Below are 18,913 nucleotides of genomic sequence, written 5' to 3'. Positions count from 1 at the left end.
ATTGATTCCTCCTTTTGAGAAGCGCTCGCAATAAACACACTGGCGGCGAATGGAAAGCGAAGCGTGGCGATTTTCCTACGCCCGCAAAATCTGCTCCACGCTGGAGGATGCCGCAGCCCTCTCGCCCCTTGCGATCCTACCGTTCGGCAGAAGCGGTCGCCGGCCGCCGTTTTTTCCGTCTGGACCGTGTAACATGCGGTCCATGTGACAGGATTTGGGGGCGGCAGTCCTACATTCGTCCTACATCAGCCCAGCGGCCCGCCAGTGAAAGCTTCGCGGTCGATCTCGTACACCAGATGGATCACCCGCTTGCCCTGGTACTTCTCCAGTTCGTAGCGGGTGGTGCGCTGCGCGCCGATCGCCTCCAGCGCATTGCGCGAGCGGTAGTTGGTGTCGCCGACGCGGAATTCGACCAGTGCGACGCTTGCGAACGCATGAGCCAGCATGGCGCGCTTCATCTCGGGGTTGTAGCCCTTGCCCCAGCAGCGCGGCGCCAGGAAGGTCCAGCCGATCTCGACCACTCCCCCCTCGTCGGGATCGAACCGGTCGAAGCGCGTCATGCCGACCATGCGCTCGTCGCGCCGGTCGAGCACGGCCAGCGCGCCCCCGCTGGCCAGGCAGGTGTCGAAGAAGGCGTCGAACACCTCGCGCCGCCAGCGGTCGTGGATCGGGTGCTGTTCCCACACCGCCGGGTCCGACGCGATGGCATGAAGCGCTTCGCGATCGGTCTCGGTCAGCGGGCGCAGGACCAGCCGCTCGGTCTCGAGGATCGGCTGGCGATCCATCGCCGTTCAGTTCCCGGTGACGTCTGCCAGCGCGGCGATGAACTTGGCGGTGTTGCCCTCATGCAGGCCGGCCACGTTGATCCGGCCCGACCCGGCCATGTAGATGCCGTGGTCCTCGCGCAGGCTGACGATCTGGTCCTTCGACAGCGGCAGCACTGCAAACAGGCCGTTCTGGTGAGCCAGCGTCGCGAGATTGAGCCCGGGCACGTCGTTGTCCGCCGCGGCCAGCCGCTCGCGCACGCGGCGCATGCGTTCGCGCATCTCGGCCAGCTCGTCGAGCCAGGTCGCGGTCAGCGCGTCGTCGCGCAGCACGGTGCGTACCGCCGCGCCGCCGTGATCGGGCGGCATCGACCAGTTGGCCCGCGCCAGCGCATTGGCGTTCGAGGTGATCGCGGGCAAATCGTCCGCGCTCTTCGCGATCATGTAGAAGGCGCCAACGCGGTCGCGGTAGAGACCGAAGTTCTTGTCGCAGCTGTAGGCCACCAGCGCTTCGGGCACCTTGGCCAGCACCTTGCGGACGCCCGCGACATCCTCTTCCAGCCCCAGGCCGAGGCCGTGATAGGCGACATCGAGGATCGGCAGCACGCCGCTGTCGGCCAGCGCGTCGGCGATCCGGTCCCATTGCTCGGGAGTGTAATCGACACCGGTCGGATTGTGGCAGCAACCGTGCAGCAGCACCGCATCGCTGGCGCGCGCATTGGCGATCACGTCGAGCAGCGCGTCGATATCGGCCGTGCCGTCCGGGGCTGCATGGCGGAAGGTGCCGGTTTCGACGCCCACGTCCTCGAGGATCTGCGCGTGATTGGGCCAGCTCGGCGTGCCGAGATAGACGCGCTGCACGCCCGCCGCCTTCGACAGCGCGACTGCGAGCCGCACCGCGCCGGTGCCGCCCGGCGTCTGCATCCCTTCCAGGCGGCCACCCATCGCGGCGTCCTTGCCGAAGATGTACGGCTTGAGCGCATCGACGAAGCCGGTGTCGCCTTCGGGCCCGAGATAGCTCTTGGAATCCTGCGTATCGACCAGCTTCTGCTCGGCCGCCTTGATCGCGCGGAAGACCGGCGTCGCGCCGTCATTGGTGCGATAGACGCCGACGCCGAGGTCGATCTTGTCCTCGCGCGGGTCCTGTGCGTGCATCTTGATGAGCGCGAGCAGCGCGTCGGGAGACTGGGCGTCGAGTTGGTCAAGCATGCCCGCCTCATCGCCCGATATGCCAAGGGCCGCAACAGGAAATCCCGCTGCGGCCCCGTGCCCGTGCGAATTATGGTTGGGCGATCCGAAGGGCGTCTTGTGCGCCGTGGTTCAGAAGGGCAGCCAGCGATGCTTCTTGGAGAACTTCATGTAACCCGCATTGACCCCGAGCCGCAGCCCGGCGCCCATCCGGATCGGGATCAGCACGATGTCGCCCTTGCGCAGATAGCTGGCGGTGAGCCCGCCGATGACATAGGCCTGCCCCTCGCCCGCGGGATAGCGCTCGTACAGCTCCTCGCTGTCGTAGAGGTTGTAAACCAGCACGAAGGTGCTGCCGGCATTCGCCCCGGCGTCGAAACCGATCGACGGGCCCGTCCAGTAGACCGGCTGTTCGCCCTCGACCTTGTGATAGAGCGTGCCCGATCCGTACCGCGCACCGACGATGAACGCCCCGCCCGCCTCGCGACCGACGATATAGGCATTGGGCTCGCCCTGGTCGGCCAGCAGGTTGCGGATCATCTTGGCGACCCCTTCGGCGCCCTTGCCGAACACGCCCTCCGCCGCGCCGATCAAATCGTCCTCGCGGTAAGTGGTCGCGGGATCGTCGACACCGGCGCCGTCAACCGCTTCGCCCGCGGCCTGTTCGGCCGATTGCTCGGACCATTGCGGCTGGTCGGCATAGGTTTCCGCCGGGCCCTCGGCGGGCGCGGCCGCCTGCGGCGCGGGTGTGTAGCTCGGCGTCGGCGCCGGATCGCCATAGACCGGCTGGTCGCCCGGCTGTTCGACCAGATCGCCATCGATCGCGTTGTTCGGATCGATCGTCTCGACCTGTGCCGCCAGCGGGGCGGCGGCGAGCCCGAATGCGGCGAGCGCAAGGCCAAGGCGCGGCCAGTTGCGTGTGAATGTGGTCATCGATCCCTCCGTGTCGGCGGCGCTGGCGCAGACAGCTGCGCCGTGAGAAGAATCCCCTTTGAGCGCCCCGGCAATGAAACGGCGATGAACCGAATCGGAAATGCGGCGAAGCGAGTCGTTTCGGGGGTCGGGCGGTGTCCGCAGCCTTGCCGCAAAACTCCCCTTGATGGGCCGGGATACCGTGGCTATAGCGCGCCCCTCGCAACCGGCAGCGCCGGACCATGCGACATGCGGAGACGTGGGTGAGTGGCTGAAACCAGCTCCCTGCTAAGGAGCCATACCTGGTAACGGGTATCGAGGGTTCGAATCCCTCCGTCTCCGCCACTGGCTTCTCGGGCCGACATCCGAATCCCCTCTTGAGAAAGGCGAACGTCCGTCCGGCGCAAACGCCGAGCCGGTTGCTCAACCGGCGAGGATACGGCTGTGGGGAAGAGGGATGCGGTGCGCAGGCACTGGAATCGCGCCGCCTGCGTTCAGCAAGACTGTCTGGCAATCGCGTCCCGGTGCCCCTCCCGCGCGGCGGCGGGCCGGGGACCGGGACACGCCCTGGCGCCTACGGCTGGTCGAAGAAGTCGACCTTGCCGGTGTCGAGGTCGTAATGCGCGCCGACGACCTTGAGCTTGCCCGCCGCCTGCGGGTCGAGCAGCAGCGGGTCGGTCGTGGTGCGCAATTGCTTGACCACGCGCGACACATTCGCGCGGATGGCGTTGTCCAGCATGTCGCCCTCGCTGCCCCGGACTTCGAGAACCGCGGGAATGATCGGTTCGATCATGCGGCCGATGCTGCCCGGGAAGGTGGCGTTGTCGTCGACGACTGCCTTGGCCGCCTTGACCGCGCCGCAGGATTCGTGGCCCATGACCACGATCAGGGGCACGCCCAGCTCTGCCACGGCATATTCGATCGAGCCCAGCGCCACCGTATCGACGGTGTTGCCCGCATTGCGGATGATGAACAGTTCGCCCAGCCCGCGGCCGAACAGGATTTCGGGCGAGACACGGCTGTCGGAACAGGTGACATAGGCCGCGAACGGCGCCTGTCCCTGTGCGATCTCGAGGCGGCGCTCGCGCCCGACAGGAGCGGCCGTCGGCACGTCGTTAAGGAAGTTGCGATTGCCCTCGATCAGCAGTTCGAGCGCTTGATCGGGAGAGAGCGCGGTCTTGCCGTCGACCATGGGGGCCAGCCGGGCGGGCTGCGGGGCCTGGGCCGCGGCCATGCCGGTACCGGCAGCCATCGCGCCGCCGGCCACTGCGGCACCGGCGAGTACATTGCGTCGAGACATCATGTTATGCTCCTTTGGTTCATGCGGTGAGGACGAGGAAACCGAGATAGCCGGCATACGCCGCCAGCAGCGCGAAAGCGGGCAGGCGCGACACTCCGCGGGCTGCGGTGAGGAAAAGGATGACCACCGCGCTGGCTACGACAAGGCCGATATCGAGCGGCAGCAGCCCTGCCGGGACCGCACCGGGAGCCATCAGCATCGTGGCGCCGCCGATCCCCAGAAGGTTGTAGATGTTCGAGCCGACGACATTGCCGAACGCGACTTCGGGCTGTCCCTTGCGCGCAGCGACGACCGAAGTGACCAGTTCGGGCAGCGACGTGCCGATCGCGACGATGGTCAGACCGATGAGGGTCTCGCTCAGCCCCGCGATCCGCGCGAGATCGATCGCCCCGTCGACCAGCAGGCGGCCGCCACCGACCAGCACGGCCAGCCCGATAAGCGTCAACATCACCGGCCGGGTCCAGCCATTGCGGGCACCGTGCAGGCCTGTATCGGTCAATTCGAGTGCCTGCGCCCGATCGTAAGGCGCATTATGAACCACTGCAGGGTCGGCAAGGCGTTCCTCGCGGTAGCACCAGGCGATATAGCCGGCGAGGGCCGCCAGCAGCAGCACTCCGATGACCAGGCTGCCCACTCCGGTCAGCGCGAGCAGGAACAGTACCAAGCTGCCGGCAAGCGCCACTACCGGATCGCGCCAGCGGTTGGTCGAGGCAATCGCCATCGGGGCCACCAGCGCGGCAGCGCCCAGTATCAACAGGCTGTTGGCGATATTGGAGCCGACGATGTTGCCCCAGGCGATCGCGGGCGATCCCATAAGGGCAGCTTCGATACTGGTCACCAGTTCGGGCATGGACGTGCCGAGACCGACGATCACGACCCCGATGACCAGCGCGCTGACGCCCGCCTTCTCGGCCAGCGCGACCGCGCCGCGCACCAGCAATTCGCCGCCGAAAACAAGCGCGACCAGACCGAAGACGGTGAATAAAAGAGCAGATATCATATAGTAACGGTACCATCGGCCCGGCGCACAGCAAACCGGAGGACCAGGATGCCTGCCAGCGCCGAGACCAGCGATCCCCCCAGCACACCGAACTTGACCGCGGCGATCTGTCCGGGATCGACGAAGGCGAGATTGCCGATGAACAGGCTCATCGTGAAACCGATGCCGGCAAGGCAGGACAGGCCATAGACGTGGCGCAGGCCCACACCCGCGGGCAGCGTCGCTAACCCGCTTTTCACCGCCAGCCAGCAGGCCCCGAATATCCCGAGTTGCTTACCGACGACCAGCCCTGCGGCGATGCCGAGCGACAGCGGTGCGAGCAACGCGTCGATCCCGGCCCCGGCGAACGACACGCCGGCATTGGCAAAGGCGAAGATCGGCAGGATGAGGAAGGCCACCCATGGGTGCAACGCATGTTCGAGCCGCTCGAGCGGACGTTCGTCGCCGACCGCGATGGGCACGAACATCGCGGTGGCCACACCGGCCAGCGTGGCGTGCACGCCGGACTTGAGAACGCAGATCCACAGGAATGCAGCGAGCAGGAAATAAGGAATCGACCGGGCAACACCTGCGCGGTTGAGCAGCAGCAACCCTGCAGCCGGCACCAGGCCAAGGGCGAGCGCGCCAAGGTTCATGTTCTCGGTGTAGAACAGCGCGATGATCGCGATCGCGCCGATATCGTCGATGATTGCAATCGCCAGCAGCAGCGCCTTCAGCGCGACGGGAACGCGCGATCCGAGCAGCGCGAGCAAGCCCAGCGCGAAGGCGATATCGGTCGCCGCGGGGATTGCCCAGCCCCGCAGGTTTTCCGGTGAGCCGAGATTGAGGCCCACAAAGACCAGCGCCGGCACGACCATGCCGCCAATCGCGGCGTAGACCGGGAGCGACGCCTGTTTCCAGCTGCGCAACTGGCCGGTCACGATCTCGCGCTTCACCTCGAGGCCGATCAGGAAGAAGAACAGCGCCATCAGCCCGTCGTTGATCCACAGCAACAGCGGCTTGTCGATCGCGACCAGACTGCCCGCGCTGAATACCACCGGGGTGGCAAGGAAGGCCTCATAGGCGGGCAGCAGCGCGGAATTGGCGATGGCCAGCGCCACCGCGGCAGCGACGATCAGAACGATGCCGCCCGCGCTCTCGCTGGCGATGAAGGCGCGCAAGCGCTCGGTGGAAGTGAGTAGGGTCATGGGAGAAGAGGCGACGGCCGGCTCCTGAGCTTGGTTGGGGAGGGGGAGTTCGGCCGCCGCCTGCGGGTCAGCTTGGGAAGCTGCGCCCGTAATAGTGGTTCTGGAGCGAGGCGATCTTGTCCTTGAGACGCAGCCTGAGGCGTTTCATTGCCTTGACGTCCTCGGTCGCGCCGATCGCCTTGGTGGTATCGATCAGCCGATTGAGCGCGCGATGTTCGCGCAGCATGCGGCGCAGATAGGGCTTCATGATCTTTTCATCGGGTGACCTCTTGGTCATGTCGCTCTCCATCGTTGTGTCGAGCCGATATGCGCGGTGCCCGCACTATAATCCAATTCGAATTCTTGCGCCGCACTCATAAGAAAAGCTAATGGGAGAGCATGGCTACTCTCAAGCAGATCGCGATCTTCGCGAAGCTCGCCGACACCGGCAATATGAGCGAGGCGGCGAACGCCCTTGCGCTGACCCAGCCGGCTTTGAGCCAGCAGTTGCGCACGCTCGAGACCAGCCTGGGGCTCAAGCTGTTCGAACGCGTCCCCAAAGGCATGCAATTGACCCCGGCAGGACGCGACCTGTTGAGCGCGGCGCGCAATGTACAGAATGCGGTGCGCGACTTCGATGATGCCGCCGACCGCGCGGCCGAACGCTTCGTGGGATCGATCCGTTTCGGAGTCACGCCAACGCTCGGCCCCTACCTCATGCCCAGCGTGATCAAGACGCTGCATCGGCGCTATCCGGGGCTGCGGCTGTACATCCGCGAAGGCATTCCCGACCAGCAGCACGCGGAACTGGCGGCCGGCGAACTCGACATGGTGCTTTCCCCCTTGCCCATAGCGGGCCGGGGTCTCGCCATCGAACCGCTGTTCCGCGAGCCGCTGCGCATCGTGGTCCCGCCCGACGATCCGCTGAACGAACGACCGCGACTGGCCGCTGCCGACTTCGCTGGCCGGACATTCCTCACGCTCGACCACCGTCACCACTACCACCGCCAGCTGGAAAATATCTGCAGACATCTGGATGCCACCGTGCTGGCCGATTACGAAGGCACCAGCCTCGATGCCGTGCAGCAGATGGTCGGCTCGGGCGTCGGGCTGGCGATACTGCCCGAACTCTACATCCGCTCCGATGCAGGCGGGCTCGATGTCGTCCGCATCGCCGAACCGGAAGGATGGCACGAATATCGCAGCGTGGGCGTCGCCTGGCGGTCCTCCGCGGCCTTTGCCGAACTCTATACCGAAATCGGTGAAACCATCGCCGAAGAAGCGCGGATCCGCCTGTCCGGTGCCGGCCCCAGGGGCTAACCGGCCGGCGGATCGCAGGTGCCGCCCTCCCCGCCCTCGTCCGCATGGCGGGCGCGCTTGGGGGCAGGATAAGGCAGGTCGAGGACGGTTTCGGCGCTCGATCCGCGATGGCGCACGGTCAGCCGCAAACCGTCCTCAGCAATCGCGAAGCCGATCGTCGCGCTGCTCGTCACCAGCGTTCCCTGCGGCGCTGCACCGGCATCGCTGCAATAGCTTTCCGCGCAGCTTTCGCAGCCGGCACCCCCCGCAGCTGGCCCGGCCTCAACCAATCCTGCGAAAGCGAGCCAGAGGCTAGTCTGCATGACGGGTTTCTCCGCCGTTCTGCACCACGGTGAAACCGCCCCCGCCCTCGGACGGACCGGAATAGGTGATCCGCAGACTGTTGTTGTCGCCGTTCTGCGTGATGCTGACATCGTAACCGCTGCCCGACTGAGTCACTTCGACCGCGTTCCCCGAACCTTGCTGCGTGACGGTGGCCCCCAGTTCGCTGCCGCGCTGGTCCCAGGTGATCGAGTTCCCGTCGCCCTGCTGCTTGAGTTCGGCCTGGAGGTTGCCATTGCCCTGGGCGTCCTGGGTTAGCTGCACCGTATTGAGATCTCCCGCCATCTGGACGTTCGCGGTCATGCCGTTCGCCGCGCCCGACTGGTCGATCGCGCCATCATTTTCGCGACCCGACTGCGCCAGCGAAGCGCTGCGGACGGTGCCCCCACCCGTTTGCACGATCGAAGCGATATTCTGCACATCCGCGCTCTGGTCGATATCGGCTTCGACCGTCCCCGCCGCAGGCTGCGCATTGGCCTGTTCAATCGTCGCCTCGTTGTTGGGAGAAGTCTGGTCGATGGAAGCGATCGTCCCGCCCGTTTCCTGGAAAATGCGGGCCATGTTGTTGTCGGTCCCACTGCCCGCCTTGATCGACGCTTCACCGGCGGTGCCCGTGCCCTTCTGGCTGATCTCGCCTTCGTTGGCGTTGCCGTTCTGGTCGATCTGGGCTTTCAGCGCGGGCCCTTCCTGGGCCACGGTTGCGCGGCCGCGGCCACCGGGCTGGGTGACGCTCGCATTACTGCCCGTGTCGCCGCCCCCGCGTCTCTGCTCGATCGTCGCGCGGTTCGCGCTGCCGCCTTGGTCGATGTCGACCGTGTCGGTACCCGAAGCGGCATCGACGACCTGGTCGACCGTCGCCTCGTTCTCGTCGGTGTTGTCGGTCGACTGGTCGATCCCGGCGACGCTGCCGCCACCCGCGCCACTCTGGCGGACGACCGCGGTGTGCGTGCTGCCGGTCTGGTCGATATCGGCCGAATTGTTGCCGCCCGCGCCGCTCTGCTCGATCAGCCCTTCAAGGCTTACCGAACCCGCGCCCGCCTGATCGATCTGCGCCTTGTTGTTCGGCGAATTTTCCTGCCGCACCACCGCGCTGCCATCGGTCCCGTTCTGGTCGATCGTGGTGACATTGCCCTTCCGGCCCTCCTGCACGATGGCAACTTCCGATTTCTCGCCCGCCTGCGCCACGCTGGCTTCGTGCGCTCCATCCTCGCCGCGCTGCGAGATATCGGTGGTGTTCTCGCCGCCATCCACATCGACGTCGGCCACGTTACCCCGGCCCGAACCGGTCTGCACCAGTCGCGCGCGGCTTGAGGGGCCATTCTTGATCGCGATCGACGCCTTGGCGCCGATTTGGGTCTGGCGCACCTGGCCCGTGCTGCCCCCGCCCTGCGACAGCGTGACATTGGCCAGCGTACCGCTCGCTTCCTGGACGATTTCGCTGCGATGGTCGTGACCCGCAAGCGTATGCGTCTGTTCCGCACCGCTGGCGCTGCCCGCGGGATTGGCGTGCTGGATGCCGACCGAGAAATTGGCATCGCCCTGCTGGCGGATATCGACCACGCCCTTGTCGCCGCGCTGGTCGATATAGGCCGTGCTGTCGGTGCCCGCAGCGCTGTCATTGCCAAGGCGGATCGTCGCGGACGAGCCGTCGGCTCCATCACCCGCGCCGTCGCTCTGGTAGATGGCCGCGGCATTATCCACCCCGAGATAGGTGATCCGCGCCGTCGCCCCGCGCGCCTTCTGGAAGATGCCGCGGGCCGGGTCGGGCTGTAGCTGCCTGCCGGTGAACAGCTCGATCGCCGCTACTTCTTCCAACGTACCCGACTGGTCGGAGCGCTGGACGATTTCGGCGATGCTGGTCTCCCGGGTCACCGCGTCGGCCTGTTCGACCAGCGACCCGGTGCCGCTTGCGCCGCCATCCTGCGCAGCTGCGGCTGATGGTACACAGGCCGCATATCCTGCGCTTAACGCCGATACGGCTGTCGCCGCGGCCAGGGTGTTGAGCTTCTTCATGGTTTCCTCCTTTGCAGTGGGAATCGCGGGCCAGGCCCTAGTCCTCGTCGGATCGGTCGGCTGAGCCCGTGTCGTCGTGCTGGGCCCCAGTGCGCGGTGCCTTTTCGTCCGTGCCCGGATCCTCGTTCTCGCCGCCGTCATCGGCGAACAGATGGGCGTTGAATGGCTGGTCGACCTGCCGCTCCCAGAATTCGAGGCAGAAGGTTTCGAAGCGTCGGCCCAGCTCGAGATGCGCGCGCTCGGCCTCCCAGCCCTGCTTGCGGCCGAACAGCTCGTCGACGCGGTCGAATTTCGCGAGCCGCTCGGTGCATTTGGCCGCCTGTTCGCGCGCCAGGGCGACCACATCCGCCGGGCCGACGATGCCTGCGAAATACAGCCGCAGCAGTCCCGGCTCGTTCATCGGCTCGCGCATCCAGTTGCGCAGCACGGCTTCGCCCGCCGGGGTTACGATAAACGAGTGGCGCTGCCGCCCGATGCTGCGTTCCTCTTCCTCGTAAAGCAGCCCGGCCGCCGCGAGCCGCGCCATTTCGCTGTAGAAGGGGTCGCGCTCGCGATCGGCATAGGCGTTCCGGTCGTGCCGCCTGACGGTGACCACCAGATAGGCAAGCAGGACGAGGATGCAGGCGATGATCAGGATGATGAGCAGCATGGGGTTACTCCGCTTCGCTCTGGTCGCGGCGCTCGGCCGAATGCTCGTTCGCGACATCGTTCCAGAAGGTCAGGCAGGCACGTTCGAAGCGTATGCCCAGCCGGGTGGCGGCGAGCGCGTAGCGCCATTCGGGCCGGTTCACGAGCAACTGCTCGAGACGTTCGTATTCGGCCTTGCGGGCGGCATGGATGGGGCGCCGGCTGCGCGCCACCTCGAGCGGGTCGTGCCGTTCGACGATCCCGGCGTAATTGCGCATCAGGAAGCCGGGATCGTTGGTCGGCTCGCGCAGCCACGCCCGCAGCCCGGCCTCCCCCGCCGGGGTTACCGTATAGGTGTGCGACTCTTTGCCTTCGTAGTCCTTCTGCGAATACAGCAGGCCGCAATCGACCAGTTCGTCGGGCTCGGCGTAAAACGGCTGGCGATCCTGATCGAAATAGTTGTTGCTGTCGTGGCGCCGCAGGGCGGCGACGATCAGGCTGGCCAGGATGACCACGATGACCAGGATGAGGATGATCGTAAGCATGGCTGGGCCTTTCTCGCCTAGTTGCTGCGCGTCGGTTGGGGGGAAGCGGGTGTTTCGGTATGCGCCATGCCCGCAAAGGCAGTTATCATCGCATCGCTGACCGTGCGGGCGCGTGGCCCGGTTCCCGAATAGCTGCCCGCCGCAGCGAGCGTCCCGAAGACATAGGGCAGATCGTCGGTATGCGCCGCACCGCGCGTGGGATCGATCGGACTGGGCCGGTCGAGCTGATAGACCCAGGTGGCCTGCGCCCCTGCGCGGGCGCGCGCATCGGCCTCGATGACCTGACCGGGCCAGCTGCGTCCGGCGGTGGTCGCGGCATAGAAGACTTGCTCGGCGGACCAGTGCGGAAACTGCGCGCGATATTGTGCGACCACCCAATCCGCGGGCAAATCGATGGGGATCTGCGGGGCCAGCCGCTCGGCGATATTCTGCCAGTCGAGGCCTTGCACGACGGGCCCGTCGCTGCGGATAAAGGCCCGCGTCTCGTCCCGCGTGTTGCCGAGGATCATCGGGATGTGCCGCGATTGCGGCGCGGCATCGGGCCAGAACGGATGGCGGTGCAGATGCAGCATGTCGAGCACCGGCCCGAAATAGAGACTGCCCCCGAGCACCGGGTCGGTCGCCTCGAGACCTTCGAGCAGGCGCTCATACGGTAGGGCTAGCAGGGCAGCACCGCCGTCTTCCGCAAGATCGAGATGGTCGAGCAGGGCGCGCGTTCGCCGCCAGCCATTGCCGGGCCCCTGCGCGGTGACCTGCTGTCCGCTCATTGTCGCGGCCGTGTGGAACAGTCCATCGGCTGCAGGCATAGCCATCAGCGTCGCGATCTTGGCGCCGCCGCCCGACTGGCCGAAGACCATCACGCGGTCCGCGTCCCCGCCGAAGGCCCCGATATGTTCGCGAATCCATTCGAGCGCGCAGATCAGGTCGAGCTGGCCCGCATTGCCGCTGTGGCGGAAACGCTCACCGAGCGGCGCCAGCCAGCCATAGCCGAACAGGTTGAGCCGGTGATTGACCGTGACGACCACCACATCGCCCTCTTCGGCAAGCTTCGCCCCATGCGTCACCGGGTCGGTGACCGAGCCCCAATTGTAGGCCCCGCCATGAAAATAGACCATCACCGGGCGGCGCGCGGAAGGATGGGCATCCGGCGTCCAGATGTTGAGGAACAGGCAGTCCTCGCTCATCGCCGGGGTCATCGGATTACGCTGGGGGCAAAGCGGACCGAACTGCGTCGCGGGCGTGGGCGCGGTAGGAACAGGCTCGCGCACTGGGCGGTCGAACCGCGCCGCGCGGGCATAGCGAATGCCGAGAAACGCGGGCAGCCCGTGATCGATATTGCCGCGATAGGCCAGAGCCCGGGGATCGCCGCTGCTCCCTGCCGCCACCGCCGGGGCCGCAAGCAAAGCGCCCCCTGCGAGGCCCCCGCGCAGAGCCGCCCGGCGGGTCATGCCGTCAGCGGCTGACATCGGCTCCTGCAAGAAGGAAGGTGTCCAGTTCGTCTCGCGTGACCGCTATCGTATCGCCCGGAATACCGTGTTTCATCACCGCCAGCGACAGCCCCGTCTTGGCCATCTCCTGCGCGGACCCATCTTCCAGCCAGCGCAGCAGCACGCCCGCGGCGAAGGCATCGCCGGTGCCGATACGGTCGACCACCGGGGCGATCCGGACCTCGTCGGTCTGCCAATGGCTTTCGCGCAGGTCGACGCGCGCGGCGAGGCCATGCGTGGTCGAGCTTTCGATATGGCGCGCGGTCGAGGCGATCGCCGCCAGATCGGGGAAGCGCGCGAAGGCGGCTTCGGCAGCTTCACGCCGGCGATCCGGCCCGTCGCCCGAGAAGCTCTTGCCGAGCAGCAGCGAGATGTCGCGGTGATTGCCGATCAGGATGGTGGCCGCTTCGACCAGTTCGGTCAGGATCGCCTGCGGATCGCAATCCCAGGCATCCCATAAACTGGCGCGGTAATTGCCATCGAAGCAGATCGGCACGCCTGCCGCAGACGCGGCGGCGACGGCTTCCTTCGCCAGCGCCACCCCGTCGGGACCCAGCGCAGGCGTGATGCCCGAAAGATGCAGCAGCCGCGCGCCATCGAGCGCTCCGGCAAAGTCGAAATCCTCCGGCTGCGCCATGGCGAAGGCGCTTCCCGCACGGTCGTAGGTCACCCGCCCCCTATCGGACCGCTGGGCGGTTCGAACAGATAGAGGCCCATCCGGCCCGCTGCGCGGCGCACGAAGCGCCGATCCACACCCGCTTCGCCCAGCGCGGCGAGCGCGCGGAGCCCCAGCGGATTGTCCGGCACACTGCTGAACATCGCGGCGGGCTGGCCAAGGCTGGCGAGCGCAATGGCGACATTGGCTTCGGCCCCGCCGATCGCGAGCGCGAGGCTGTGCGCGCGCGCCAGCGGCGTCCCCGCCTCGGGCGACAGGCGCGCCAGCATCTCGCCGAAACAGACCACGTGGCCCGATTTCGGCAGCGCGGTCATCGCGCCAGCCATCCGCCATCGACCGCGAGGATATGCCCCTGGACATAATCCGCCGCGCGGCTGGCAAGGAAGACCGCCGCGCCGCCGATATCGGCCGGGTCGCCCCAGCGCTGTTCGGGGATCCGCTCGAGGATCTGGCGATTGCGCGTTTCGTCCGCCTGGAGCGCAGCGGTGTTGTTGGTCGCGATATAGCCCGGTGCGATCGCGTTGACGTTGATGCCGCGCGGCGCCCATTCATTGGCCATCAGCTTGGTCAGGCCCCCGACGCCGGATTTGCTGGCGGTGTAGCTCGGCACGCGAATGCCGCCCTGGAAGGTCAGCATTGAGGCGATATTGACGATCTTGCCGCGCTCGCCATCCTGCGATGCCCAGCCGGTCATGTGGCGCGCGGCCGCCTGGCACAGGAAGAACAGCGTCTTCAGATTGGTGTCCATCACGGCGTCCCAATCCTCTTCCGAGAAGTCGAGTGCATCCTCGCGGCGGATAATCCCGGCGTTGTTGACGAGGATATCGAGACGCCCGAGTTTGGCGACGACCGTGTCGACCACGTCCGCGACCGGTTCGATCGAGGACAGGTCGGCGGAAACGAGCTCGCAGCGGCGGCCCAGCGCGCGGACCTGTTCGGCGGTCTCGTCGGCGGGGCTGCGGCCCACCGCGGCAATATCGGCCCCGGCCTGTGCCAGCGCGATGGCGATGCCCTGCCCGATACCTGTATTGGCACCCGTGACGAGCGCAGTGCGCCCCGTCAGGTCGAAGGGGGTGGTGGCCATGGTATTCACTCTCCCAGTGTGGTGCGGTGGGGATCGCGCCGCGACGACGCGATCCCCTGCCCCCGGTGCCGGTTCATGCCGGTCGTGCGATTCCCGAAGGGGTCAAAGATTGCGCAGATAGTCGCTGATCGCGTCATCCTGCGAATTGGCGTAGAAATATTCTGCGAAGCGTTCGCCCGCGATCGCGGCGCGCAGCAGGTCCTGATCGACATTCTTCAGCACGGTCAGCATGTCATGCGTGCTGGCAGCCTTGAGATCAGCGAGGAAGCCGCGGTTCTTGCGCATCAGCTCTGCCCGCTCGCGCGGATAGCCCGCACCCGCCTCGTTTTCGAACAGCTTGCGATAGCAATCCTGCAGGTTGAGCTCGGCGGCCCAGCCGAAGCCCTTGGCATAGGGCATCGCGATCGCGTTGCCGGCATTGATCTGGTTGAACAGAAAGGCATCGGTCGGGTCGATCACGAGCCCGCAGAACACGCCGGGCATCGCATTGCAGGCCAGCATCGACCCCATGCCCGTGCCGCAGCCGGTCACGACGAAATCGGCGGCCTTGGAATTGAGCAGGATGCCCGCCAGCACACCGTTCATCACATAAGTCAGCGATGCGCTGTCTTCGGCGGTGTACATGCCGTAATTGAACACTTCGTGGCCGAACGGTTCGGCAGCGGTGTTGAGGGCATCGTAGATAAGGCCGTTCTTGGCGGCCTGGCTGTTCTCGGTGATGAGAGCGATCTTCATGGGTTCTCCCTGCCCGCTGGGGGCGCTGGTGCGAAATAGAGCGGCTCCAAAAGTCCAGTTAGGAAACCGGTGTCAAAGCACGTTGTATCCGCAAACCGGAGGCTATTTCAAGCGGCGGATCAGATTTTCTTGGAAGGCGGGGCGACCGAATTGCGCGTAACCAGCCGCGCGGGGAAGCACGATGGCTTGGCTTCCGCCGTGTCGGGCGCGACAAGCTTGAGCGCGGCGGCCTTGCCCATTTCGCGGATCGGCCAGCCGACCGTGGTCATCGGCGGCCAGATATGCGCGGCGATGGGGGAATCGTCGAATCCCACGATCGAAAGATCCCGCGGGATGTCGACCCCCGTTCGCGCGCCGCGTGGTAGGCGCCCGCGGCCATTTCGTCATTGCTGGCGAAAATCGCGGTAACATGCGGGTTCTGGTCGAGCAGCCGGTTCGCCGCCTCGACCCCTGAACTGAACCGGTAATTGCCCTGCACCAGCGCGTCGTCGGGCATTTCCAGCCCGTGCCGCGTCATGGCGGTAAGGAAACCCTCGCGCCGTTCGAAGGCAGACCGGAAACCCTGCGGCCCTTCGATCAACCCGATCCGCGTATGCCCGAGCTCGACCAGGTAATCGACCACCCCTTCGACCATTTCGCGATCGTTCGACTGGACCAGTTGCTCCGCCTCGTCGAGCGCTGCAGATCCCATGCGAACATAGCCGCAACCCATCTCGCGACACAGCGCGGCCAGTTCGTCATTCTCGGAAATCGGCGGCAGGATCAGCACGCCGTAGAGCCGCTGCTGCTCGAGAAAGTTGCGGATGTCGTCGAGCATGGCAGGCGAATGGCGATCGACCGGCCGCACCACCAGTGCGAATTCGGTGTCGCGGATGGCGTCGAGCACCCCTTCCTGGAAATTGAGCACGGTCTGCGCATTGGGATTGTCGTGCAGCAGCCCGAGCAGGAAGTTCCGCCGCAGCGCCAGGGCCCGCGCTTGCGGGTTCGGCGTGTAGCCGAGCTCGGCAATGACCTTCTCGACCTTTTCGCGCGTGGCCTGCTTGAGCAGAGGGGACCGGTTGATCACCCGGCTGACGGTTTTCTTCGAGACGCCCGCAACCCGCGCTACGTCGTTGATCGTAGGTGCCGGACCGGACTTTGCCATTCGTCGCAACCTTTTGCTGTGCGCCATCTTCATAGCCGCCGCCTCGAAAAATGGGAGGGCGCAGCTGAACGCTATCCGCAGGGCGATGGCGAAATACGTTTTGACACCGGTTTCCTTTTTCGTCAAAGACACCCTGCAAGTGGGATATTTCGAGAGGGGCCCCCATGAATTCCGCAGCCGGCGACATTGCACGCGCCTTTGTCGATGCCCGCCGCAACTGGAAGACCCTGGCCGAATATCCCGGGCGCCGGCCGACCGATCTTGCCGGGGCCTATGCCATCCAGGATGCCGCCCTCGAACAGTGGGATCGCCCGATCGGCGGCTGGAAGGTGGGCAAGATCAATCCCCCCGCCAGGGATAAACTGGGAGCCAATCGCCTGATCGGGCCCGCTTTCGCCGACACGATCAAATCGGAAGCCGAAGGCCTGGCCGAATTTCCGATCTTCAGCGGCGGCTTCGCTGCCATGGAGGCCGAATTCATGCTGCGGCTCGCCCCGCGCGAGGCCGCGCCGCCCACCTCCCCCGAACAGGCCATGGACTGGGTCGACGAGGTCCGCATCGGGCTCGAGGTGGCATCTTCGCCCTATGCGGCAATCAATCGCGACGGCCCCTGCGTGACCGTGTCCGACCATGGCAATAACGCGGGCCTGCTGCTGGGGCGCCTGGTCGATCGGGCAGACTGGTCGCGGCTCGATGAGGTCGGGGTCACGCTTGCGATCGACGGCGAGGAAAAGGGCCGTGCGACGACTGCGACGATGCTCGACGGGCCATTCGGCGCGGCGGCCTTCCTTCTGCGCAATCTGGTGGAGCGCGGCATCGATCCGCAGGCGGGTTGGTGGATTTCGAGCGGCGCAATAACCGGCGTGCACGAAATAGCCGCTGGCCAGCACGCCATCGCGGTATTCGACGGGATCGGTGAAATTGCCGCGCGGGTGATCGCCGGGGACCGGGACTGACCCTGAGCCGAGAATGCGCCGCAACAGCGCAAACGGGCGCTATCCGGTAAAACCGTCGGCGCGGTAGATTTCCTGTCCGCGGCGGAAGACTACCAGCTTCTTCAGCGTGACGGGATGGAAGAAAGCCTCGATCGACTGTCCTTCCTTCGTCCGCGCATAGACTTCGTAACAGTCGCCCTCGACCTGCATCTTGAGCAGTTCCCACTCTTCCAGCCAGGCTTTCTTCTTGAGCTTGGACATCTTCTGCCAAGCCTTCTGCGGGCCGGCATTGCAGGTCACGTCGCCATCGGCCTGCGCAGGCACTGCAAGGCCGAGTGCTGCGATTGCGGCGGCGGCAAGGATAGAGCGTTTGGCGTTTTGGCGAAAGGTCATGCGATACTCCTCGATAGCGATTTCCGGCGCCGCAGCGCGAAACGTAAGGTCCAGGCGAGCACTAGCGGCGCTAAGTGAACGAGTGCTGGCCCCCACTGCCAATCGAGCAGCAGCCAGTGGATCAGCGCCAGCAGGAATGCCGGGTACACCAGTCGCTGCCAGCTTTTCCAGCGGCGGCCCAGCCAGCGCATGGCCCGGTCGGAACTGATCGCCGCCGGAACCAGCAACAAGACGAGGGCGAGCCATCCGGTCCAGATGCCGGGCATAACCACTTCATCGAGCATCGCGGCGATCATCCGCATGTCGAGCACATAGAATACGAGGTGCAGCAGCGCGTAAAGGAATGCGGCCACGCCGAAATTGCGGCGGATCGCCAGCCAGCCGCGCAGGAAGCGGCTGTGCCCCAGCGCATCCGCCAGCGGACCGGGCAGCAGCGCAAGGATCATTAGCCGCACTGCCATCTCGCCGCTCGGATGGTACAAATCCATCGCCAGTGCCTCGCCGCTGGCGAAGCGCTGGATCATCAGCGCCGCCGGGATGGCCAGCGCCACCCACAGCAATGCCCGCCGCGTGCCGATCACACCTGGGCCCAGCGCCGCAGAAGATTGTGATAGACGTGGATCAGCCGGTTGATCTCGGGATCGTCTTTCGGCCGCTCGGGCGTCAGCCCCCTGATCGACTGATCGAGATCATACAGCAGCGCGCGCGCCGGCGTATCCGCGACCGCGCTCTGGATCCAGGTTATCGCACAGATCCGCTGCCCGCGCGTCACCGGCGCAACCTGATGCAGGCTCGACGAAGGGTAAAGGACCATGTCGCCCGCAGCCAGCTTGACCGCCTGCGCGCCGAACTGCTCCTCGACGATTAGTTCGCCGCCGTCGTAGCTGCCCGGGTCGGACAGGAACAGCGTGGCCGAAAGGTCGCTGCGAATGGTCAGGTCCGCTTCAGGCAGGCGCATCAGCGCCGCATCGGAATGCGTGCCGTAATGTCCGCCGTCCTGGTAGAGATTGAACACCGGCGGCCAGATCTTCTCCGCCAGCGATGCAGAAACGAATTCCGGATGCTGGCCGAGCTGCCGCAGGATCGCATTGCCCAGTTCCTGCGCCAAGGCATCTTGCCGGGGGAGCTGGAGGTTCTGCTTTACAGCAATCGAGCGGGTACCGGCGGTTCCCGCCCCGTCCTGCCAGTCGGCAGCATGCAAGCGCTCGCGAAAGCGGCGCACTTCTTCATCGTTAAGCAGGTTCTCGATGATGGTCAGCATGGCAGTGTCGTCTTGTCGCAAGAGTGGAAGGGCGCGAGCCGA

Annotated in this window: 21 protein-coding genes, 1 tRNA gene and 1 pseudogene; 3 read left to right on the top strand and 20 right to left on the bottom strand. The window is 65.9% G+C overall.

Going from position 1 to position 18,913, the window contains the following annotated elements; genetic code table 11:
- Positions 1–245: 245 nt before the first annotated feature.
- The 3 genes from WKH79_RS13970 to WKH79_RS13960 form a co-directional block, all read right to left on the bottom strand.
- The gene (locus tag WKH79_RS13970; protein ID WP_341859219.1) at positions 246–785 is read right to left on the bottom strand and encodes a GNAT family N-acetyltransferase; all 540 of its coding nucleotides are present in this window, start codon (positions 783–785) and stop codon (positions 246–248) included.
- A gap of 6 nt (positions 786–791) precedes the next feature.
- Positions 792–1,973 carry an aromatic amino acid transaminase gene (locus WKH79_RS13965; protein WP_063505942.1) on the bottom strand — a complete coding sequence of 394 codons (1,182 nt, stop codon included), beginning with the start codon at positions 1,971–1,973 and terminating at the stop codon, positions 792–794.
- A gap of 111 nt (positions 1,974–2,084) precedes the next feature.
- Positions 2,085–2,885, bottom strand: a complete 801-nt coding sequence (locus WKH79_RS13960) for a DUF1134 domain-containing protein (RefSeq protein ID WP_230834015.1) — start codon at positions 2,883–2,885, stop codon at positions 2,085–2,087.
- 232 nt (positions 2,886–3,117) lie between these two features.
- Here WKH79_RS13960 and WKH79_RS13955 point away from each other — a divergent pair.
- A tRNA-Ser gene (locus WKH79_RS13955) sits at positions 3,118–3,209 on the top strand.
- A gap of 229 nt (positions 3,210–3,438) precedes the next feature.
- On the opposite strand, the gene WKH79_RS13950 is transcribed toward WKH79_RS13955, so the two are convergent.
- From WKH79_RS13950 to WKH79_RS13935, 4 genes are all read right to left on the bottom strand, one after another.
- The gene (locus WKH79_RS13950) at positions 3,439–4,164 is read right to left on the bottom strand and encodes a carbonic anhydrase (RefSeq protein WP_341859218.1); all 726 of its coding nucleotides are present in this window, start codon (positions 4,162–4,164) and stop codon (positions 3,439–3,441) included.
- 19 nt (positions 4,165–4,183) lie between these two features.
- The gene (locus WKH79_RS13945) at positions 4,184–5,164 is read right to left on the bottom strand and encodes a calcium/sodium antiporter (protein WP_341859217.1); all 981 of its coding nucleotides are present in this window, start codon (positions 5,162–5,164) and stop codon (positions 4,184–4,186) included.
- Positions 5,161–6,351 carry a Na+/H+ antiporter NhaA gene (gene nhaA / locus WKH79_RS13940; RefSeq protein WP_341859216.1) on the bottom strand — a complete coding sequence of 397 codons (1,191 nt, stop codon included), beginning with the start codon at positions 6,349–6,351 and terminating at the stop codon, positions 5,161–5,163. The genes WKH79_RS13945 and nhaA overlap by 4 nt, the downstream gene beginning before the upstream one ends.
- A gap of 67 nt (positions 6,352–6,418) precedes the next feature.
- On the bottom strand, positions 6,419–6,628 hold the full coding sequence (locus WKH79_RS13935) for a YdcH family protein (protein WP_160767508.1): 210 nt from the start codon (positions 6,626–6,628) through the stop codon (positions 6,419–6,421).
- Between the two features lie 101 nt (positions 6,629–6,729).
- On the opposite strand from WKH79_RS13935, the gene WKH79_RS13930 reads away from it, so the two are divergent.
- Positions 6,730–7,650 carry a hydrogen peroxide-inducible genes activator gene (locus WKH79_RS13930; protein ID WP_341859215.1) on the top strand — a complete coding sequence of 307 codons (921 nt, stop codon included), beginning with the start codon at positions 6,730–6,732 and terminating at the stop codon, positions 7,648–7,650.
- Here WKH79_RS13930 and WKH79_RS13925 read toward each other — a convergent pair.
- From WKH79_RS13925 to WKH79_RS13880, 10 genes and pseudogenes are all read right to left on the bottom strand, one after another.
- Positions 7,647–7,952: a hypothetical protein gene (locus WKH79_RS13925; protein ID WP_063506326.1), complete on the bottom strand. Its 306-nt coding sequence runs from the start codon at positions 7,950–7,952 to the stop codon at positions 7,647–7,649. The genes WKH79_RS13930 and WKH79_RS13925 overlap by 4 nt on opposite strands.
- Positions 7,942–9,984 (bottom strand): hypothetical protein, encoded by a 2,043-nt coding sequence (locus WKH79_RS13920; protein WP_341859214.1) that lies wholly within the window; start codon positions 9,982–9,984, stop codon positions 7,942–7,944. The genes WKH79_RS13925 and WKH79_RS13920 overlap by 11 nt, the downstream gene beginning before the upstream one ends.
- Positions 9,985–10,021: 37 nt before the next feature.
- Positions 10,022–10,633: a hypothetical protein gene (locus WKH79_RS13915; RefSeq protein WP_341859213.1), complete on the bottom strand. Its 612-nt coding sequence runs from the start codon at positions 10,631–10,633 to the stop codon at positions 10,022–10,024.
- Positions 10,634–10,637: 4 nt separating this feature from the next.
- Positions 10,638–11,156 carry a hypothetical protein gene (locus WKH79_RS13910; protein ID WP_341859212.1) on the bottom strand — a complete coding sequence of 173 codons (519 nt, stop codon included), beginning with the start codon at positions 11,154–11,156 and terminating at the stop codon, positions 10,638–10,640.
- 17 nt (positions 11,157–11,173) lie between these two features.
- Positions 11,174–12,622, bottom strand: a complete 1,449-nt coding sequence (locus WKH79_RS13905) for a carboxylesterase family protein (protein ID WP_341859211.1) — start codon at positions 12,620–12,622, stop codon at positions 11,174–11,176.
- Complete coding sequence (locus WKH79_RS13900; RefSeq protein ID WP_341859210.1) at positions 12,609–13,313, bottom strand: PfkB family carbohydrate kinase; 705 nt, start codon at positions 13,311–13,313, stop codon at positions 12,609–12,611. Before WKH79_RS13900 ends, WKH79_RS13905 begins: the two co-directional genes overlap by 14 nt.
- Positions 13,310–13,633 carry a PfkB family carbohydrate kinase gene (locus WKH79_RS13895; protein WP_341859209.1) on the bottom strand — a complete coding sequence of 108 codons (324 nt, stop codon included), beginning with the start codon at positions 13,631–13,633 and terminating at the stop codon, positions 13,310–13,312. Before WKH79_RS13895 ends, WKH79_RS13900 begins: the two co-directional genes overlap by 4 nt.
- Positions 13,630–14,403, bottom strand: coding sequence for a 2-dehydro-3-deoxy-D-gluconate 5-dehydrogenase KduD (gene kduD, locus WKH79_RS13890; protein ID WP_341859208.1), 774 nt, complete (start codon positions 14,401–14,403; stop codon positions 13,630–13,632). The genes WKH79_RS13895 and kduD overlap by 4 nt, the downstream gene beginning before the upstream one ends.
- Positions 14,404–14,505: 102 nt before the next feature.
- Complete coding sequence (locus tag WKH79_RS13885; protein ID WP_063506203.1) at positions 14,506–15,138, bottom strand: RpiB/LacA/LacB family sugar-phosphate isomerase; 633 nt, start codon at positions 15,136–15,138, stop codon at positions 14,506–14,508.
- 119 nt (positions 15,139–15,257) lie between these two features.
- Positions 15,258–16,282, bottom strand: a pseudogene (locus WKH79_RS13880) (LacI family DNA-binding transcriptional regulator).
- Positions 16,283–16,446: 164 nt separating this feature from the next.
- Here WKH79_RS13880 and WKH79_RS13875 point away from each other — a divergent pair.
- Positions 16,447–17,238 carry a 2-keto-4-pentenoate hydratase gene (locus WKH79_RS13875; protein ID WP_341859207.1) on the top strand — a complete coding sequence of 264 codons (792 nt, stop codon included), beginning with the start codon at positions 16,447–16,449 and terminating at the stop codon, positions 17,236–17,238.
- A gap of 39 nt (positions 17,239–17,277) precedes the next feature.
- Here WKH79_RS13875 and WKH79_RS13870 read toward each other — a convergent pair whose 3' ends face one another.
- From WKH79_RS13870 to WKH79_RS13860, 3 genes are read right to left on the bottom strand one after another with little or no spacing between them, the layout of a single operon-like run.
- Positions 17,278–17,610: a PepSY domain-containing protein gene (locus WKH79_RS13870; RefSeq protein WP_341859206.1), complete on the bottom strand. Its 333-nt coding sequence runs from the start codon at positions 17,608–17,610 to the stop codon at positions 17,278–17,280.
- On the bottom strand, positions 17,607–18,191 hold the full coding sequence (locus WKH79_RS13865) for a ferric reductase-like transmembrane domain-containing protein (protein WP_341859205.1): 585 nt from the start codon (positions 18,189–18,191) through the stop codon (positions 17,607–17,609). Before WKH79_RS13865 ends, WKH79_RS13870 begins: the two co-directional genes overlap by 4 nt.
- Positions 18,188–18,871 (bottom strand): Fe2+-dependent dioxygenase, encoded by a 684-nt coding sequence (locus tag WKH79_RS13860; RefSeq protein ID WP_341859204.1) that lies wholly within the window; start codon positions 18,869–18,871, stop codon positions 18,188–18,190. The genes WKH79_RS13865 and WKH79_RS13860 overlap by 4 nt, the downstream gene beginning before the upstream one ends.
- Between the last annotated feature and the right edge of the window lie 42 nt (positions 18,872–18,913).

Origin of the sequence: Qipengyuania sp. GPGPB31 (genome assembly GCF_038396345.1) — a bacterium.
GTDB lineage: Bacteria > Pseudomonadota > Alphaproteobacteria > Sphingomonadales > Sphingomonadaceae > Qipengyuania > Qipengyuania citrea.
This window is presented reverse-complemented; position numbering and strand designations above follow the sequence as displayed.

Excerpts from the sequence above, each read along its gene's own strand:
- WKH79_RS13970 (WP_341859219.1), bottom strand. The coding sequence starts at position 785 with ATGGATCGCCAGCCGATCCTCGAGACCGAGCGGCTGGTCCTGCGCCCG.
- WKH79_RS13965 (WP_063505942.1), bottom strand. The coding sequence starts at position 1,973 with ATGCTTGACCAACTCGACGCCCAGTCTCCCGACGCGCTGCTCGCGCTC.
- WKH79_RS13960 (WP_230834015.1), bottom strand. The coding sequence starts at position 2,885 with ATGACCACATTCACACGCAACTGGCCGCGCCTTGGCCTTGCGCTCGCC.
- WKH79_RS13950 (WP_341859218.1), bottom strand. The coding sequence starts at position 4,164 with ATGTCTCGACGCAATGTACTCGCCGGTGCCGCAGTGGCCGGCGGCGCG.
- WKH79_RS13945 (WP_341859217.1), bottom strand. The coding sequence starts at position 5,164 with ATGATATCTGCTCTTTTATTCACCGTCTTCGGTCTGGTCGCGCTTGTT.
- nhaA (WP_341859216.1), bottom strand. The coding sequence starts at position 6,351 with ATGACCCTACTCACTTCCACCGAGCGCTTGCGCGCCTTCATCGCCAGC.
- WKH79_RS13935 (WP_160767508.1), bottom strand. The coding sequence starts at position 6,628 with ATGACCAAGAGGTCACCCGATGAAAAGATCATGAAGCCCTATCTGCGC.
- WKH79_RS13930 (WP_341859215.1), top strand. The coding sequence starts at position 6,730 with ATGGCTACTCTCAAGCAGATCGCGATCTTCGCGAAGCTCGCCGACACC.
- WKH79_RS13925 (WP_063506326.1), bottom strand. The coding sequence starts at position 7,952 with ATGCAGACTAGCCTCTGGCTCGCTTTCGCAGGATTGGTTGAGGCCGGG.
- WKH79_RS13920 (WP_341859214.1), bottom strand. The coding sequence starts at position 9,984 with ATGAAGAAGCTCAACACCCTGGCCGCGGCGACAGCCGTATCGGCGTTA.
- WKH79_RS13915 (WP_341859213.1), bottom strand. The coding sequence starts at position 10,633 with ATGCTGCTCATCATCCTGATCATCGCCTGCATCCTCGTCCTGCTTGCC.
- WKH79_RS13910 (WP_341859212.1), bottom strand. The coding sequence starts at position 11,156 with ATGCTTACGATCATCCTCATCCTGGTCATCGTGGTCATCCTGGCCAGC.
- WKH79_RS13905 (WP_341859211.1), bottom strand. The coding sequence starts at position 12,622 with ATGTCAGCCGCTGACGGCATGACCCGCCGGGCGGCTCTGCGCGGGGGC.
- WKH79_RS13895 (WP_341859209.1), bottom strand. The coding sequence starts at position 13,633 with ATGACCGCGCTGCCGAAATCGGGCCACGTGGTCTGTTTCGGCGAGATG.
- kduD (WP_341859208.1), bottom strand. The coding sequence starts at position 14,403 with ATGGCCACCACCCCCTTCGACCTGACGGGGCGCACTGCGCTCGTCACG.
- WKH79_RS13885 (WP_063506203.1), bottom strand. The coding sequence starts at position 15,138 with ATGAAGATCGCTCTCATCACCGAGAACAGCCAGGCCGCCAAGAACGGC.
- WKH79_RS13875 (WP_341859207.1), top strand. The coding sequence starts at position 16,447 with ATGAATTCCGCAGCCGGCGACATTGCACGCGCCTTTGTCGATGCCCGC.
- WKH79_RS13870 (WP_341859206.1), bottom strand. The coding sequence starts at position 17,610 with ATGACCTTTCGCCAAAACGCCAAACGCTCTATCCTTGCCGCCGCCGCA.
- WKH79_RS13860 (WP_341859204.1), bottom strand. The coding sequence starts at position 18,871 with ATGCTGACCATCATCGAGAACCTGCTTAACGATGAAGAAGTGCGCCGC.